16 protein-coding genes are annotated in these 16,632 nt (G+C 67.5%); 6 read left to right on the forward strand and 10 right to left on the reverse strand.

Translation table 11 applies throughout. The features are described from left to right. Positions 1-46: 46 nt before the first annotated feature. Positions 47-415 (forward strand): nuclear transport factor 2 family protein, encoded by a 369-nt coding sequence (locus FHP25_RS02535; protein WP_147845316.1) that lies wholly within the window; start codon positions 47-49, stop codon positions 413-415. A gap of 84 nt (positions 416-499) precedes the next feature. Here FHP25_RS02535 and rlmN read toward each other — a convergent pair whose 3' ends face one another. The 3 genes from rlmN to FHP25_RS02550 form a co-directional block, all read right to left on the reverse strand. Further along, positions 500-1,654, reverse strand: coding sequence for a 23S rRNA (adenine(2503)-C(2))-methyltransferase RlmN (gene rlmN / locus FHP25_RS02540; RefSeq protein ID WP_231712184.1), 1,155 nt, complete (start codon positions 1,652-1,654; stop codon positions 500-502). Between the two features lie 139 nt (positions 1,655-1,793). Next, on the reverse strand, positions 1,794-2,330 hold the full coding sequence (locus FHP25_RS02545) for an invasion associated locus B family protein (RefSeq protein ID WP_147845318.1): 537 nt from the start codon (positions 2,328-2,330) through the stop codon (positions 1,794-1,796). Between the two features lie 49 nt (positions 2,331-2,379). Next, positions 2,380-2,946, reverse strand: coding sequence for an RNA methyltransferase (locus FHP25_RS02550; protein WP_147845319.1), 567 nt, complete (start codon positions 2,944-2,946; stop codon positions 2,380-2,382). Between the two features lie 104 nt (positions 2,947-3,050). Here FHP25_RS02550 and FHP25_RS02555 point away from each other — a divergent pair, with 104 nt between their 5' ends. After that, the gene (locus FHP25_RS02555) at positions 3,051-4,346 is read left to right on the forward strand and encodes a class I SAM-dependent methyltransferase (RefSeq protein WP_147845320.1); all 1,296 of its coding nucleotides are present in this window, start codon (positions 3,051-3,053) and stop codon (positions 4,344-4,346) included. Between the two features lie 21 nt (positions 4,347-4,367). Continuing rightward, positions 4,368-5,297 carry a hypothetical protein gene (locus FHP25_RS02560; protein WP_147845321.1) on the forward strand — a complete coding sequence of 310 codons (930 nt, stop codon included), beginning with the start codon at positions 4,368-4,370 and terminating at the stop codon, positions 5,295-5,297. Positions 5,298-5,353: 56 nt separating this feature from the next. On the opposite strand, the gene FHP25_RS02565 is transcribed toward FHP25_RS02560, so the two are convergent. Both FHP25_RS02565 and FHP25_RS02570 read right to left on the reverse strand, forming a co-directional pair. Beyond that, positions 5,354-6,961, reverse strand: coding sequence for a phosphoenolpyruvate carboxykinase (locus FHP25_RS02565; protein WP_147845322.1), 1,608 nt, complete (start codon positions 6,959-6,961; stop codon positions 5,354-5,356). A 186-nt stretch (positions 6,962-7,147) separates the two neighbouring features. Further along, positions 7,148-7,972: a HugZ family pyridoxamine 5'-phosphate oxidase gene (locus FHP25_RS02570; RefSeq protein ID WP_231712185.1), complete on the reverse strand. Its 825-nt coding sequence runs from the start codon at positions 7,970-7,972 to the stop codon at positions 7,148-7,150. A gap of 75 nt (positions 7,973-8,047) precedes the next feature. Here FHP25_RS02570 and FHP25_RS02575 point away from each other — a divergent pair, with 75 nt between their 5' ends. Both FHP25_RS02575 and FHP25_RS02580 read left to right on the forward strand, forming a co-directional pair. Further along, a complete protein-coding gene (locus FHP25_RS02575) occupies positions 8,048-8,746 on the forward strand; it encodes a response regulator transcription factor (RefSeq protein WP_147845323.1) in 699 nt (232 codons plus the stop codon). Further along, positions 8,712-10,508: a sensor histidine kinase gene (locus FHP25_RS02580; RefSeq protein ID WP_147845324.1), complete on the forward strand. Its 1,797-nt coding sequence runs from the start codon at positions 8,712-8,714 to the stop codon at positions 10,506-10,508. The genes FHP25_RS02575 and FHP25_RS02580 overlap by 35 nt, the downstream gene beginning before the upstream one ends. 132 nt (positions 10,509-10,640) lie before the next feature. On the opposite strand, the gene FHP25_RS02585 is transcribed toward FHP25_RS02580, so the two are convergent. The 5 genes from FHP25_RS02585 to FHP25_RS02605 form a co-directional block, all read right to left on the reverse strand. After that, the gene (locus FHP25_RS02585) at positions 10,641-11,771 is read right to left on the reverse strand and encodes a CaiB/BaiF CoA transferase family protein (protein WP_178133226.1); all 1,131 of its coding nucleotides are present in this window, start codon (positions 11,769-11,771) and stop codon (positions 10,641-10,643) included. Positions 11,772-11,848: 77 nt separating this feature from the next. Continuing rightward, on the reverse strand, positions 11,849-12,742 hold the full coding sequence (locus FHP25_RS02590) for an AEC family transporter (protein ID WP_147845326.1): 894 nt from the start codon (positions 12,740-12,742) through the stop codon (positions 11,849-11,851). A gap of 35 nt (positions 12,743-12,777) precedes the next feature. Then, positions 12,778-13,422, reverse strand: a complete 645-nt coding sequence (locus FHP25_RS02595) for a TetR/AcrR family transcriptional regulator (protein WP_147845327.1) — start codon at positions 13,420-13,422, stop codon at positions 12,778-12,780. A gap of 14 nt (positions 13,423-13,436) precedes the next feature. Next, positions 13,437-14,294 (reverse strand): crotonase/enoyl-CoA hydratase family protein, encoded by an 858-nt coding sequence (locus FHP25_RS02600; protein WP_147845328.1) that lies wholly within the window; start codon positions 14,292-14,294, stop codon positions 13,437-13,439. A gap of 114 nt (positions 14,295-14,408) precedes the next feature. Next, positions 14,409-14,954, reverse strand: a complete 546-nt coding sequence (locus FHP25_RS02605) for an HD domain-containing protein (RefSeq protein ID WP_147845329.1) — start codon at positions 14,952-14,954, stop codon at positions 14,409-14,411. A 136-nt stretch (positions 14,955-15,090) separates the two neighbouring features. Between FHP25_RS02605 and FHP25_RS02610 the strand changes: the two genes are divergently transcribed. Further along, positions 15,091-16,632, forward strand: coding sequence for a class I adenylate-forming enzyme family protein (locus FHP25_RS02610; RefSeq protein WP_147845330.1), 1,542 nt, complete (start codon positions 15,091-15,093; stop codon positions 16,630-16,632).

Here is a 16,632-nt window from a genome sequence, read left to right on the forward strand (position 1 = left end):
ACGGCCGACGGCCACGGCGGCGGTGCCCCAACCGATGGAGCCTGACATGAGCGACTTCAGCGACCTGGTCGACCGATACATCGCCATCTGGAACGAGACCGATACCACACGCCGCCGCGCGCTGATCGCGCGGACCTGGACGGAAGGTGCAAGCTATCTCGACCCGATGATGAAGAGCGACGGCCATGCCGGCATCGACGCGATGATCGCCGCGGTGCAGGAAAAGTTCCCCGGCCACCGCTTCAGCCTGGCCGGCAAGGTCGATGCCTATCAGGACCGCGTGCGCTTCTCGTGGGCGCTGGCGCCCGAGGGCGGCGACGCGCTGGTCAAGGGCACCGATTTCGCCGTGGTCGACAGCGGCCGCCTGCAGCAGGTCACCGGCTTCCTGGACCAGGTGCCGGCCGGCGCAGCCTAGCGAACAGAGGAAGAGGCGGATGCCCGGTCCGCCTCCTCCTCACGACCTTTGGACGAAGCGCGCCGCTCGCAGCGGCCGCGTTCGCTAGAGTCCGGCCCGCGCCTCGACGTCGCGCACCCGCGTGCGCCGGTCACGCGTGCTCTCGCTCTTGAGCTGGCCGCAGGCCGCCAGGATGTCGCGGCCGCGCGGCGTGCGCACCGGCGCCGAGAGGCCGCCGGCGTTGACGATCTCCGCGAAGCGATGGATGCGGTTGTTGGAGCTGCACTCGTAAGGCGCCCCGGGCCAGGGATTGAACGGGATCAGGTTCACCTTGGCATGGATCGGCTTCAGCAGCCGCACCAGCTCGCGGGCATCGGCATCGCTGTCGTTGACTCCCTTGAGCATCACGTACTCGAAGGTGATGCGGCGGCTGTTCTTGGCGCCGGGATAGGCAGCGCAGACCTCGAGCAGCGTGGCGATCGGCCACTTCTTGTTCACCGGCACCAGCACGTCACGCACATCGTCGGTGACGGCGTGCAGCGACACAGCCAGGTTCACGTCGAGCTCGGAACCGACCCTGGGGATCAGGGGCACGATGCCCGACGTCGACAGCGTGATGCGCCGCTTGCTGAGCGCGATGCCTTGGTCGTCCATCACGATCCGCAGCGCCTTGGCCACGTTGTCGAGATTGTAGAGCGGCTCGCCCATGCCCATCATGACGATGTTGCTGAGCATGCGCGTGGTCTCGATCGGCGTCGGCCATTCGCCATAGCTGTCGCGCGCCACCATGAACTGGCCGACGATCTCCGCCGGGGTCAGGTTGCGCACCAGGGGCTGGGTGCCGGTGTGGCAGAAGCTGCAGGTCAGCGTGCAGCCGACCTGGCTCGACACGCAGACCGAGCCACGGTCCGCCTCCGGGATGTTGACGCACTCGACCTCGTTGCCGTCGGCCAGCCGCAGCAGCCATTTGCGGGTGCCGTCGACCGACCGCTGCTCGACCGCGATCTGCGGCCGCTCGATCACGAACAGCTCCTCCAGCCGTTCGCGCGTGGCGCGGGCGATGGTGCTCATGGCGGCAAATTGGCGCACGCCGTGCCAATAGACCCAGTGCCAGATCTGGCCGGCCCGGAACGGTTCCAGGCCATGCTCGGCCAGCAGCGCCTTCAGCTCAGCCCGGCTCAAGCCGATCAGGTTGGGCCGCAGATCGTTGCGGCGCAGCGGCTCCAGAATCGACACAGGCTCGGCGGAAAGGGCGGACATGGCGGGACAGATAGGCCTCCGGCCGAACATCCGCAACCTCGACCAGCGATGCGCTTGCCTTCAAGGTCGGCGGGATATCGATCGACGCGGTCCATAAGGACACTGCGGGAAGGACACGGACATCGCGGCGACGCCGGCTCTACCGGATCCGGCATTCCTGGGTGGCGCGCCAGAACGCGGCGGTGAAGCCCTGCAGGGAAAACGTATCGGCCATGTCACGGCCGGCCTCGTCGATGCCGCGCACCGTCACCGTCGCGCCGGCCCGCATGGACTCGACGATCCGCCCGTCGACCTCGGGATTGGGCGACCAGGCGCCGTTGCTTCCTTCCTGGGCGAAGAGCCGGAACTTGGCGAAACCGAAATCCAGCTCGACGTCGCTGTCAGGCTTCACGGCGTAGCCGGCAAAATAGGAAACAACGTTGAGCGCGTTCTTGCCGGGCCGATGGGTGACATAAAGCAGCGGCCGATCCTTGGCACGGCCCTCGGGCGGCGCCGGTATCACCTTCTGGGTCACATAGCAGGTGCGATCATCGTCACCGCCGGCCGCCAGCGCGCGCCAGTCGCCGTAGTCCTCCAGCTTGCGCGGCAGGTCCGGCGATTCGGCTGGCGCCGCCGCGGGCGCCTGGCCCCAGGCAGCGGACCCAGCCAGCAGCGACGGCAGGAGCAACGCCAACATCAAGGAATCTCGAAATTTCATAGCGGAATCATAGCTCAAGGGTGCAGTTTCACAAACCACTCTCGCCGGCAGCGCGCATCTTGCGGCGCTGCCGTCGCTTCCAGACGGGCTCACCGAAAACCGGTGGCGGCAGCGGCGCCTCGGGCCCGCCTGCGGCCACCGGGCGATCAGCGAAGCGTCCCAGGCTGATCAGGCGGTCATACATGATGATGGCGGCAGCTACGCCCAGATTGACCGAGAACCGGGTTGGAATTCTGACGACGAAATCGCACAACGACTGCGCCGATCGTGACAATCCCTCGCGCTCGGCACCCAGCACGTAGGCGACCTGCCGCGGATGACGGAAGCTGGGCAGCTCGATCGCGTCATCCGTGATCTCGATCCCGACCAGGCGGCACCCCTGGGGCAGGCAGAACTCCTCGACGCTGGCGAAATGATAGGTCGGGACGGCACCTGGCGTATCGGACGTGTCGGCATGGCCGCCGTCCCGACGCCGGTATTGGGCATTGATCGTGAAGACGAAGCTGGCCCCGAAGGCGTGGGCCGTGCGGAACAGGGTTCCCACGTTCATCGCCTTGCTGACGCCTTCCACGCCGATGCCGAAATAGCCTTTCATCACTCGCCAGATTGAGGCACAAGATGTTGTAGATTTGCTTGCGCGCTTAGCACGTCCGCGGCGCGCGCGACAGGCACTGGACGTTCGTCGAGCCGATCCACATCATGAGTAATGACGTCACCATCGGAGCGCCGCCTGCCAATGCAGCGCCCCCGCCGGTGAAGGCCGACGCAACGGTGCGCGCCCAGTACGAGGCGATGCCGTACCCGCCGCGCGACCCGGCCGACGAGGCCCGCCGGCTGGTGGTAGGCACCCCCAGCCACGTGCTGGAGATCAACCATTATCTCTATGCCGGGCGACGCGACTATCGGCAGCCGTTCCGGGCGCTGATCGCCGGCGGTGGCACGGGCGATGCCTGCATCATGCTGGCGCAGCAGCTCCAGGATCTCAGATGCCCGGCCGAGATCATCTACCTCGACATCTCGGAGGCATCGCGCGCCATCGCCGAGGCGCGGGCCCAGGCGCGCGCCCTGCGCAACGTGAGGTTCATGACCGGCTCGCTGCTGGACCTCCCGTCGCTCGGACTTGGGCCGTTCGACTACATCGACTGCACGGGGGTGCTGCATCACCTGCCCGATCCCCAGGCCGGCCTCGATGCGCTGGCCGCCGCCTTGGCGCCGGAAGGTGGAATCGGGATGATGCTGTACGGCGAATATGGCCGCAGCGGCGTCTATCCCATGCAGGACATGCTGCGGACCCTGGCACCGGTCGGCACCCCCCCGGCCGAGCGGCTGGCCTTGGCCAAGCGGCTGATCCGTTTCTTGCCGCCCACCAACCTGTTCCGCCGCAACACATTCCTCAACGATCACCTGTCGGGCAACGATGCGGCGCTCTACGACCTGCTGCTGCACAGCCAGGACAGGGCCTACACGGTGCCCCAGATCGCCGACATGACCCGCCGGGCGGGCCTGCGGCTGGTCGCGTTCATGGAGCCGATGCGCTACGAGCCGACCACCTACATGAGCGATCCGCAGATCGGCCGCGAGCTCGCCGCCCTGCCCTTCCTGGAGCGCGCCACCTTCGCGGAGCGGCTGGCCAACAACCTGCGCATCCATGTCTTCTACGCCACCAAGGCGGGCTACGATACGGTGGCACGCCCGGAGGACACGTCGGCCATCCCGGTTCTGCGCGAGATGGACGCCCAGGCCCTGGCGCAGGGCCTGCGGCCGGGCACGCCGCTGGTCGCCAACCTCGACGGCTTTCCATGGCGCGCGCAACTGCCGCCGCTGGCGAGCGCGATCGTGGCCCAGGTCGACGGCCGCAAGAGCATCGCCGAGATCTACACGTCCATGGCCATGCGCGGCGGACTGCCGGTGTGGGACGAGTTCCATCAGCAGTTCGAGCAGCTCTATGTCGTGCTGAACGGCATCAACCACCTGCTGCTGCGCTTCCGGTCCTGACGGCGACCCGCCGCCCTCGCGATGCCGCGCGCCTTCACGATCGCCCTCGCCACGGCTGTCCTGTGGGCGCTCTACCTTGTCATCACGCGCTTCGTGATCTCGCGCGCCGGTCTTGACCCGTGGGCCTACACGCTGGTGCAGCTCCTGGTCGGCGGTCTCGTCATCTTCTGGCTGGGCCGCAAGGCGCCGGGCGACTGGCGCGGGCTCTTCACGCCCTGGATGGTGAGCTACGGCATCGTGCGGGTCGGCGTCACGGGCGCCTCGTCGGCAGCGCTGGGCTGGCTCATGGCGACGCAGAGCACGCTGCTGTCGACCGCCAACGTCCTGATGGGCGCGCTGGCGACGCTGGTCGTGCACCGCATCGTGCCGCCGCACAGCGAGCGCGCGGCGCTGGCCCTGCTGGCGCTGGGCCTGAGCGTGCTGATCCTCTGCCTCGTGCCGGACACGGCCTACTACGGCGCGCTCTGGCTGCTGGCGTCGGAGATCGGCGTCGTGGTGGCGGCGCTGGCCGTCGAGAAGCATCCGCGCAACCGCAGCGACAGCGTCGCCGAGCGCAGCCGGTTCACCGCCGAGACGCTCATCATCACATCGATGGTGCTGATCGTAGCGTGGAGCCTGGCCGGCGCCGTGGGCCTCATGCGCTCGCCGTGGGCAGCCGGCGGCGATGCCTTCGGCAATCCGCTGCTATGGGCCTGGGGCATCGTGACCGGGCTGGTGTTCCGTGGCCCCGGCCAGTGGCTCACCTTCTACACGCTGCGGCATGTCGGCACCCAGGCCTACCTGATCGCGCTGATGCTGATGCCGGTGTTCGTCATCGTCATCGAGCTCGGCGCAAGCCGCGCCGGATGGGTCGACCCGCCACGCCTCAGCGCCGGCGAGTGGGTGGGCACAGCCCTGATCCTGGCCGCAGCGCTGTGGCTTATGTGGGCAAGACTGAGGGCAGCGCGATAAGAAAAGGGCCCGCGTCCGTGGACGCGGGCCCGGTCGGATGCCGGTGATCCGGGATCTTACGCCGCGGCGCGGATCGCCGCCTGCTTGACCTTGCCGTCGACCGCCGTCTCGAACTGCTTGAAATTGCTCTCGAAGCGCTGGGCGACGTCGCGCGCGGCGCTTTCGTAGGCCTTCTTGTCCTTCCAGCTCGCGCGCGGATTAAGCACCTCGGCCGGTACGTCCGGGCAGGCCGACGGCACCATCAGGCCGAAATGCGGATCAGGCGCGGCGGCCGCCTGCGCCAGACGGCCGTCGAGCGCGGCGCGCAGCATGGCTCGGGTGTGGCGGATCGACATGCGCTCGCCGACGCCGAAGCCGCCGCCGGACCAGCCGGTGTTGACCAGCCAGCACTTCACGTTCTGCCGGGCCATCTTCTCGCCCAGCATCTTGGCGTACACGGTCGGGTGACGCGGCATGAAGGGGGCGCCGAAGCAGGTCGAGAACGTCGCCTGCGGCTCGCTGACCCCCTTCTCGGTGCCAGCCACGCGCGCGGTGTAGCCGCTGAGGAAGTGGTACATCGCCTGCTCCGGCGACAGCCGGCTGATCGGCGGCAGCACGCCGAAGGCATCGGCCGTCAGCATGATGATGTTTTCAGGCGTCCTGGCGATGCCGGTGGCGCTGGCGTTGGGTATGAAATCCAGCGGATAGCAGGCGCGCGTGTTCTCGGTGAATTTGTTGCTGTCGAGGTCGAGCAGGCCGGTGAGCGGATCGACCACCACGTTCTCGAGCACAGTGCCGAAGCGTCCCGTGGTGGCGAAAATCTCCGGCTCCGCCTCGCGGCTGAGCTTGATCACCTTGGCGTAGCAGCCGCCCTCGAAGTTGAAGACGCTGCTCTCGCCCCAGCCGTGCTCGTCGTCGCCGATCAGGGTGCGCGAAGCATCCGCCGACAGCGTCGTCTTGCCCGTGCCCGAGAGGCCGAAGAAGATCGCGACGTCGCCCTTGGGCCCGACATTGGCCGAGGCATGCATGGGCAGCACGTTCTTCTCGGGCAGCAGGTAGTTCAGGATCGTGAACACCGACTTCTTGATCTCGCCAGCGTACCACGTGCCGCAGATCGTCACGAGCCTGCGGCGGAAGTCGCAGACGATGGCGCAATCGGAATTGGTGCCGTCGAGCTCCGGCACGGCCTGGAAGCCGGGGAGCTGCAGGATCGTGAAGTCGGGCCGGAAATCGGCCAGATCCTCCGCCGGCGGGCGCAGGAACATGTTCATGGCGAACAGGTTGTGCCAGGCGGTCTCGGTGATCACCCGCACGCCGATGCGGTGTGCCGGGTCGGCGCCGCCGTAGCATTCGCGCACATAGAGGTCACGGCGCTGCGCGTAGGCCAGCATGCGCGCCAGCAGCCCGTCGAACTGCTTCGGGTCGATCGCCTGGTTGGTCTTGCCCCAGTCGATCTTGCCCTCGCTGGAGGGCTCACGAACGAAGAACTTGTCGTTGGGCGAGCGGCCGGTGTGCACGCCGGTCAGCACGCATAGAGGCCCCCCCTTGGCCAGCACGCCCTCGCCCCGGCGAATGGCATGCTCATACAGTGCGGGAACGGAAAGGTTCCAATAAACGTTGCCGAGATTTTTCAATCCCAGTGCGTCCAGGCCATGCTTGCTGATGGCCATTCCTGCCTGATGCACGTCTTGGTCTCCTGTGTCCCTGCACTCGTTATAATACGTCGCGCGGGATGCAATAAACTACACCGACAAGCGAGCGCGCACCTTACGGAGACGCGCCCCTGCCGGGCAACAAGCGACTTGCTTATTAAACGTGACGAATCTGTGGAAGTTCCCTCCACGCTCGCTCTGCAAAAGTCCTGTTTCGTTCTATCGTTCGCCTACAGACAGATCGCGCCCGCCCTGGGCCCGAGCCTGCCTGACCAGGGCCACCAGCATGGCCCGTGCCGATTCGGCGTCATGCACGAGGCTGGGAAAGTCGAGCCTGGCCACCACGCCAGCCAGGCGCAGGTCGCAGCCTGCAGCATCGATGCCGGTCATGCGCCAGCCTTCGCCTGAGTGTCCCAGCAGCCGCGTGGCGTAGAGCTGGATGGCGTCGGCGTGATCCTCGTTCATATGAGCGACGATGCCGGCCTCGCGCTCGACCAGGGCTGCTGGAGGCGTCGCCACCAGGTCTTCGCGCTCGATCCAGCGGATACGCCCGAAGCCGCCCACCAGGTGCGCCCGTGCCACCTCAACGCGATAGAAGTGGAAATCCTTGAAATCCGCATACATCGCCGCGTCGGGATGGCGCGCCAGGAACCGACGCCGGATCGCCGGATCGGCGCTGCGCGCGGCATGCCCCAACACCGTCACCCGTGGGCCTGTCAGGGGTTGCGCCAGGCCGGCCGTGCCATCGAACAACAGGGAGACGCGAGGCTCCGCCGCAATGGCCTTGCTGTGCTCGGCCAAGGTGCTCAGCAGCAGGATTGGTGCCAGGTCGTGGTCAACGGCAATCAATACAAGCGATGCATAAGGCCAGGCAGCCAGGATATCGGCGCCAGGCACCGCCAGCGACCCGGGAAGGCCACTGGCCAAGCTGGCGCGATCGAGGCTACGCATCAGGGTGCGCGCCTGCGTCGCAGGGCTGGAATCGGTGGAGACGGTCATGGCGGGGACCGTGCCGCCAGCCGTCAGCCCGGTCAATGTCCGCATGGCCCCTTTTCCCATCGCTTTGTGTATGCTCAAAGACAGCTCACACCCCCACCGGCTTCGCCCCTGGAGGCCCACATGAAAAAGACGATCGCCTTGGTCGATGACGACCGGAATATTCTCACTTCGGTTTCCATGCTGCTCGAGGCCGAGGGTTTCACCGTCAAGACCTTCAACGACGGCGTGGCGGCGCTGGAAGGCCTCAATGCCAGCCCGCCGGACCTTGCGATCCTCGACATCAAGATGCCGCGCATGGACGGCATGGAGCTGCTCAACCGCCTGCGCAAGACGCAGACCATGCCCGTGATCTTCCTCACCTCCAAGGACGAGGAGATCGACGAGGTGCTCGGCCTGCGCATGGGGGCCGACGACTACATCAAGAAACCGTTCTCGCAACGCCTGCTGCTGGAACGCATCCGCGCCCTGCTGCGCCGGGGCGAAAAGGTCGGCGGCGACGCCAAGGATGCGGGAGAGCGCATCGTCCGCGGCGACCTGGTGCTCGACCCGTCACGCCATCTCTGTGTCTGGAAGAACAAGCAGGTGAACCTCACGGTCACCGAGTTCCTGCTGCTGAAATCGCTGGCCGAGCGCCCGGGTCATGTGAAGAACCGCGATCAGCTGATGGATGCGGCCTACGGCGAGACGATCTACGTCGACGACCGCACGATCGACAGCCACATCAAGCGCCTGCGCAAGAAGTTCCGCGAGATCGACGAAGGGTTCGCCCAGATCGAAACCCTGTATGGAATTGGATATCGATACCGCGACGGGCAATAGGTCCCGCACCGAGGACACGCCGGCACCGCCGGCCGACGTCTCTCGGGCCAGCCTGCGCCGCCCCTGGTGGCGACGCTGGGGAACCGGATGGCTGTTTCCGGCGCATCGGCGTGCGGCTGCCGCCGAGCCGCCGGCAAGCTCGGCATCGTCGCTCCTGCGCCGCCGCCATCGTGGACGCCGCTTCTCGCCGCTGACGCGACGCGTACTGCTGCTCAACATGCTGCCGATTGCGCTGCTCGCCGCCGGCGTGGTCTTCCTGGGTGACTACGAGGACACGCTGATCGAGGCCGAGCTCGCGGCGCTCACGGTGCATGGCGAGATCGTCGCCACAGGCCTGGGCGAGGGCGCCGTGCGCGGCGGCGAGACCACGATCAACAGGCTCGACCGCGATCATGCCAATCAGCTGATGGCGCGACTGACCGCGCCCATCGGCATCCGCGGCCGGCTGTTCGCCGAAACCGGCGAGATGCTCGGCGACACCCGCACGCTGCGCGACCGCGCCGGCCGCATCACGTCGCAGCCGCTGCCGCCGCCCAACGCAGCGCCGGCGCAGCGCGGCGTTCTCACGCGCATCAGCGACTGGATCGATGCTCGGCTGCGCGTGGCCCGTTCCGACGGCGAGTATATCGAGCTGCCCGATCCGGTGGCGCGCGACTATCCCTGGGTGGAGCAGGCGCTGCGGGGCATCAACACACGCACCGCACGGCGCACGCCGGACGGACGGCTGATGCTGTCGGTGGCGGTGCCGGTGCAGCGCTACAAGCAGGTGCTGGGCGCATTGATGCTGACGCATGACGATGCCGCCATTGCCGCCCGCATCCGCCAGGTGCGCCTGGACGTGTTCCGTATCGCCGCCGTGGCGCTGGCGGCCACGGTGCTGCTGTCGCTGTTCCTGGCCAGCACCATCGCAAGGCCGATCCAGCGGCTGGCGCGCGCGGCGGACCAGATCCGCTTCGCGCGCGAGGGCACGCCGCGCATGCCCAATTTCGGCGCGCGCAACGACGAGATCGGCGATCTCGCCGACTCGCTGCGCGCCATGACCGACGCCTTGTGGCAGCGCATCGACGCCATCGACACCTTCGCGGCCGACGTGGCGCATGAGCTGAAGAATCCGCTGACGTCCCTGCGCTCGGCCGTCGAGGTCGCCGCCCGCATCGACGACAAGGAGAAACGCGCCAAGCTGATGGAGATCGTGCTCGACGACGTGAAGCGGTTGGACCGCCTGATCAGCGACATCGCCGATTCCTCGCGGCTGGATGCCGAGCTGCTGCGCAGCGACCCGCAGATCGTCGATGTCGGCCGGCTGCTGTCATCGATGGCCGATGCCTACAACGCCACGGCAGCCGCCGAGGTCGGCGTGCGGGTGCAGCTCAACGTGCTGGGCAGCGGGACATTCCTGGCGCTGGGGCATGAGGGACGCTACGGCCAGGTGTTCCGCAATATCGTCGACAACGGAATCTCGTTCAGCCCCCAGGGCGGCAACATCTCGATCGGCCTCATGCGCGAGCGCGACCAGGTCGTGGTGACGATCGACGACCAGGGGTCGGGCATTCCCGACGCCAATCTCGAATCGATCTTCCGCCGCTTCTATTCCGAGCGCCCCAACGCCGAGCAGTTCGGCAAGCACTCGGGGCTGGGCCTGTCGATCTGCCGGCAGATCGTCGATGCCTATGGCGGCTCCATCGCCGCCGGCAATCTGCGCTTACCCGATGGCCAGGTTCAGGGCGCGCGCTTCACGCTGCGGCTGCCGATGGCGTCGTAATTCCTCCCTTCCCCGCTTCGCGGGGAAGGTGCCCGAAGGGCGGATGGGGAGCCGACGTGGTGCCTGCAACTGAGACCACGTTGGCTCCCCTCCGCCCCTTCGGGGCACCTCCCCAACTGCGTTGGGGAGGATTCACTCCCCGAACACGTCCTTCGTGTTCTCGCCGAGCGTCGGCGCACGGTGGCGTATCGGCGGACGCTGGCCATCGAACTGCAGCGGCAGGGCGATCAGCGGCACATCCCGCTCCAGGCCGGGCACCTTCTGCAGCATGCCGACGGCCTGGGTCTGGGGCTCGGCCAGCATCTCGGGCAAGGCGTTAATCGGCGTGCAGGGGATGCCGGCCGCGGCGATCACCTCGAGCCAGTGGGCGCGCGGCTTGGTCTTCAGCACGCGCTGCATCTCGCCGACCAGCTCCTCGCGCCGATCGACGCGCTGGCGGTTGGTTGCCAGGCTCGGGTCGCTGGCCCATTCCGGCTTGCCGATCACCGGGCACAGCTTGCGGAACAGGCCGTCATTGCCGGCCGCGACAATGATCGGGCCGTCCGCCGTCTCGAAGCCCTCGAACACCACAACGCCGCGGCTGCCGGTCGGATGCCGTTCCGGCACCTCGCCGGTGGTCGCGTAGCCGGCATAGGGGTTGGTCCACCACCCGATCGCGGTTTCCAGCAGCGAGGTATCGACCTTGCGACCACGGCCCGTGTGATGCCGTTCGGCCAGCGCCGCCAGCACGCCGATCGCGGCCCACATGGCGCTGCCGTGATCCAGCACCTGCGTGCCCATGCGCATCGGCGGCCCTCCGGGAAAGCCCGACATCATCATCATGCCGGCAAAGGCCTGCACGATAGGCTCGTAGCCGGGATCCATCTTCTTGGGACCGCTCGCGCCATAGGCGTTGACCGAGCAGTAGATCAGCCGCGGATTGCGTGCCATCAACGTCTCGGGACCCAGCCCCAGGCCCTCCAATGTGCCTGGCCGCATGTTCTGCACCAGCACATCGGCCGTATCGACCAGCCGGCGCACCTTCTCGACATCGGCCGGGTCCTTGAGGTCGGCCACCACCGATTTCTTGCTGAGGTTGACGGCGTTGAACGACGAGCTGGCCGCGTGCGACAGCACCCTGCCCCAGCCACGCGCGTCATCGCCGCCGTTAGGCTTCTCGACCTTGATGACCTCGGCGCCCAGATGCGCCAGGATCTGGGCGCAGAACGGCCCGGCCAGGTTCTGCGCCAGCTCGACGACCTTGATGCCTTCCAACGGCAGCATGCGTTTCCTCCGTCTTGCCGGCGTAGGATGCCTCCAATCCGGCAGCCACGCCATGCGAGGGCGCGCAACGCTGATCTTCAGGGCAGGACGTAGAGCAGCAGCGCCGGCAGGCTGATGAAGGAGACCACCGTGGTGATCACGATCATGCCGGCGACGTCGGCCGGCTCGCGCTTGTATTGCAGAGCGAACAGATAGTTGAAGATCGCCACCGGCATGGCCGACTGGATGATCAGCACGCCGCGCGCGGCACCCGCCAGCCCGAACGCCCAGGCCACGGCGAGCCCGACCGAGAAGCCACCCACGAGGCGCAGGGCCGACAGCGCCGCGGCGCGTCCCGGCCGAGTCACCTTCAATGTCGCCAGCGAGACGCCCAGCGACAGGAGCATCAGCGGGATCAGCATGTTGCCCAGGATCTCGGTGGTGCGGCCGAGCCAGACCGGGGGCCGGTGACCTGTCAGGATGAAGACGAAGGCGAGCGCGATGGCGTAGATGATCGGCTGGCGCACCAGCTTGCCGATCGCGAAGCTGCCGGCGGCGATGTTGATGCCGACGGTGAACTGCCCCACCGCGCCGACCGCAAACCAGGCGATGCCCAGCGCCAGCCCCTCGGCGCCGAAGGCCAGGAAGCACAGCGGCAGGCCGACATTGCCGCCGTTGGGAAACATCAGCGCCGGCAGGTATGAATGCGCCGGCAGATGCGCCAGGCGCAGCACCACCCAGCCCAGCACGCCCATGGCCACGAAGCAGGCCAGGGTTGCGGCCGCCAGCTGCGCCAGCGCCGCTGCCGACACTTCCAGCCGCGTCAGGGCGTTGAAGATCAGGCACGGCGCGGCGATGGCCGAAACCAGCGCCGTGGTGATGCCGGGATCGAACGGCCGCCTGAGCCAGCCCCAGACGTAGCCGACGCCGGTGCACAGCAGCACGGGCGCGATAATGGCGAAGACCTGCCCCAGGAGCGCAAGCGACTGCACGGGCCAAGACTAGCCATGCGGGCGACCCGGCGCCATCACTGTTGCGGCAGCAGCCGCTCCAGGTAGTCCATCATGAGGCCATCGGCAGGCTCGCGGAAAATCCGCAGCCGGCCGGTGCCGTCCATGACCAGCAAGCCGATGGCGTGCGAGACGCCGTCGACGGTGAGTGCCTGGGCGCGATCGAACCCGGCATCGGCGATGGCGGCGATGATCGCGTCGAAGACGGTGCGCAGCTGGCCATTGAGGTCGCGGTCCAGGTCGCGGCTCAAGCCCACGGGACGCACGCCGGCGCCGCGCAGAAGATAAAGACCGAGCGACAGCTCGGCCGGGTGCGCCTTGTAGTAGGCATAGAAGGCCGCCAGGGCGGCCCGCGCCCGATCGATCGGGCGGCGGTGCCGCGCCAGATGCTGCTCTATGAACTGCTTCAGCGCGATCAACGTCTGCGACAGGATCGCGGCGTAGATCTCCTCCTTGCCGCGGAAATAGGGATAGATCGCCCCCGTCGTGCAGCCGGCCTCGATGGCGATCAGCCGGATCGACGCGCCTTCCAGGCCATGAGCCTCGAACACGCGGCGTGCCGCGTCGATCACCAGCTGGCGCTTGATGTCGCGGATCACCCCGAGGCGATCGCGGACCCTGGGGTCATCGTGCCGGCTGCGCGCCGGCGTCGCCCCTGGCATTGCCACCGCTCTCCTTAGCCGACCGGGTTGATCGGCCGGTTGGCTGTCCAGTCCCAGGTGCCCTGGTCGCGATGGCGCACCGCCTCCTTCCAACCGATCGCCTCCGCCTGCTTCTTGAAGTTCATCCCTTCCGGGGTGTGGCGCGTGATGCCGTCGAAGATCGTGGCCAGCATCTGGGTGTTCTTGAGCCCCATGGCCTCGATCGCCTGGTTGATCATCAGCTTGTGCATCATGAGCTGGTTGGTGGGCACGGTCGCCATGCGCTCGGCCAGCGCCTCCACCTCGGCATCCAGCTCGGCCGCCGGCACCGCCTTGAGCACGAGGCCCAGCTTCTCCGCTTCGCGGCCATCGATCTTGTCGCCGGTGAAGAGCATGCGCTTGGCGCGTTCTGCGCCCAGGCGATAGACCCACATGGCTGTCGTGGGGCAGCCCCACACACGCACCGGCATGTATCCGATGCGGGCATCCTCGGCCATGACGATCATGTCGCTGCAGAGCGCGATGTCCGAGCCGCCGGCGATCGCATAGCCCTGCACCTTGCAGATCACCGGCCGGTAGGAGCGCCACAGGCTCATGAACAGCTCGGTGTTGCGCATCATGAAGGCATAGTCCTTCATCGGATCCCAAGGCATGTCCTGGGTCGCGGCGTTCGTGCCTTTGGTCTGCGCATAGTGCGTCAGGTCGTAGCCGGCGCAGAACGCCTGCCCGTTCCCTGACAGGATGATCACGTGCACGCCCGGGTCGGCATTGGCGCGGGCGACGCATTCGGCAAGCTCGCCCGGCAGCTCATCGTCGATCGCATTGAACACTTCGGGCCGGTTCAGGGTGATGCGCCCGATCCGGCCATCCTTTTCATAAAGCACCTTCGGCATGATTTTCCCCGTGCGAATATCGCCTCTACAGAATAATAACGACGTTACCTTTGGATGCAAGCTGTTGCAGACCGCCCGGTTTCCAGGGCCTGGCGTCGGTTCCGGGATGGGCTGCTACTTCCCTGCCAGCGCCCGCTCGGCCGTCGCAGCGGCGTCGTCGAACTGGGTCTCCAGCCATGGGTGCACACCGCGCAGGCCGGCGACGACGTCGCGGCCCCAGCGGACGTAGTCCAGGCGGCGTTCGGTCGACCAGTCGGCCGGCGGGCTGGCGGCGAGGTCGCGCAGGTTCGACGTCTTGTCGGCCAGCTTCAGCATCTTGGCGCGGTCGGTCTTGCCCGGTGCATGCACGACCTGCTGGCGCTTGCGCTCCTGCTTGGGCAGCGACTTGTCGTCGGTGACCTCGCTCACCAGCGCTGCGATATCCTCGTTGAAGGTCGCCGCCAGCTCGTCCCGCGTCGTCTGGGTATCCTCCAGAACGTCGTGCAGCAGGCCGGCCGCGACCAGGTTCGCGTCGCGGCCATGCACCGCCACCGCCAGCAGGTGAGCGACCTCGGCCAGGTGGTTGACATAGGGCTCGGCGTTAGCGCCCTTGCGCCGCTGATGCACATGCTTCTCAGCGGCGAAAGCGAAGGCCCGGGTCAACAGCAGGACCTCGTCCATGATCACGCTCCTCAAGCGTGGCGCGCAGCGTGCCACGACGCCGGCCGGAGCGCCACACCCCGGACGGCGTAATCCTTGACTTCAATGCTGCCGCATCGACACTCGCGCACCAATCGAACCAGTTGGGAGATACGTCATGGATGTCCGCACGCAGATGCGCAGCGCCGCAGGCTACTACGCGCAGCGCGAGGCGATCGTCGCCGGAGGCCGGCGGCTCACCTTCGCCCAGGCCTGGGAACGCGGCATCCGCCTCGCCAACGGCCTGCTGGCGCTGGGCCTGCAGGCGCAGGACCGCGTCGCGGTGCTGGAGGACAACCGGCTCGAATCGGCAGACATGTTCCTGGGCGCCGCCATCGCCAACCTCGTGCGCGTGCCGCTCTATCCGCGCAATGCCCGTGACAGCCACCTGCACATGATGGGCCATACCAACTGCCGCGTCCTGGTGGTCGACGAGAAGCACCTGCCCGAGATCGAGGGCCTGCAGGCCGAGCTGCCCGACCTGCAGCACGTGATCGTGCGCGACGCCGGCTACGAAGCCTGGCTGGCAAAGCAGTCGGCCGTCGATCCCGACCCCAAGATCGCACCCGACGACAACTTCATCATCCGCCACACCGGCGGCACGACCGGCAAGAGCAAGGGCGTCGCCTATTCGCACCGCGCCTGGCTCGCCGCCGGCCGCGACTGGTTCTACCTCTATCCGCCGGTCGAGCCGGGCGACACCGCCCTGCATCTGGGTCCGATCAGCCACGGCTCGGGCTACCTGTTCACGCCGGTGTGGCTGGCTGGCGGCTGCAACGTGATGATGGACCGCTTCGATCCGGCCGCCGTGCTCGACACCTTCGAGCGCGAGCGCATCGGCTACCTGTTCATGGTGCCGACCATGCTCAACGCCATCAACCGCATCCCCGGCATCGAGCAGCGCAAGTTCCCCCACCTGAAATGCATGCTGGTGGCGGCGGCGCCGATCGCCGACGACACGGCGATGAAGGCCTACGAGATCTTCGGCAAGGCTATGTACCAGGGCTACGGCCAGACCGAGGTGCTGCCGGTGGCGATGATGGGCCCGGCCCAGTGGTTCGCCACGGACGTGCCCGGCTCGACGCCGCTGCGCGCCTGCGGCCTGCCGCTGCCGTTCGCGCAGCTGCAGATCTGGGACGAGGGCAACAAGCCCGTGCCACCGGGCACGCCCGGCGAGATCGTGGCCAAGACCGACGGCCAGATGACGGCGTTCTGGAACGATCCGAAGGCGACGGCCGAGCGCCTCGTCGACGGCTGGGTGAAGACCGGCGACGTCGGCTACCTCGATGCCAACGGCTATCTCTACATGGTCGACCGGGTCGGCGACATGATCGTGTCGGGCGGCTTCAACATCTACCCGGCCGAGCTCGAGAACACGATCTCGGACCATCCCGACGTGATCGAGGTGGCGGTGTTCGGCATCCCGCATGAGCGCTGGGGCGAGACTCCGTGCGCGGTGTGCACCGTGAAGGCCGGCGCCAGCGTGACCGAGGCGGAGCTGATCCAGCTCTGCGAGGAGCGGCTGGGCAATTACAAGCGGCCAGGCAAGGTCGTGCTGCGGGCCGAGCCGCTGCCCAAGACGCCGGTGGGCAAGATCAAGCGCAAGGAGCTGCGCGAGCCGTTCTGGGTCGGCCACGGGCGCCGGGTGGCGGGCAGCTGA

Origin of the sequence: Vineibacter terrae, from assembly GCF_008039615.1 — a bacterium.
GTDB classification, from domain to species: domain Bacteria; phylum Pseudomonadota; class Alphaproteobacteria; order Reyranellales; family Reyranellaceae; genus Vineibacter; species Vineibacter terrae.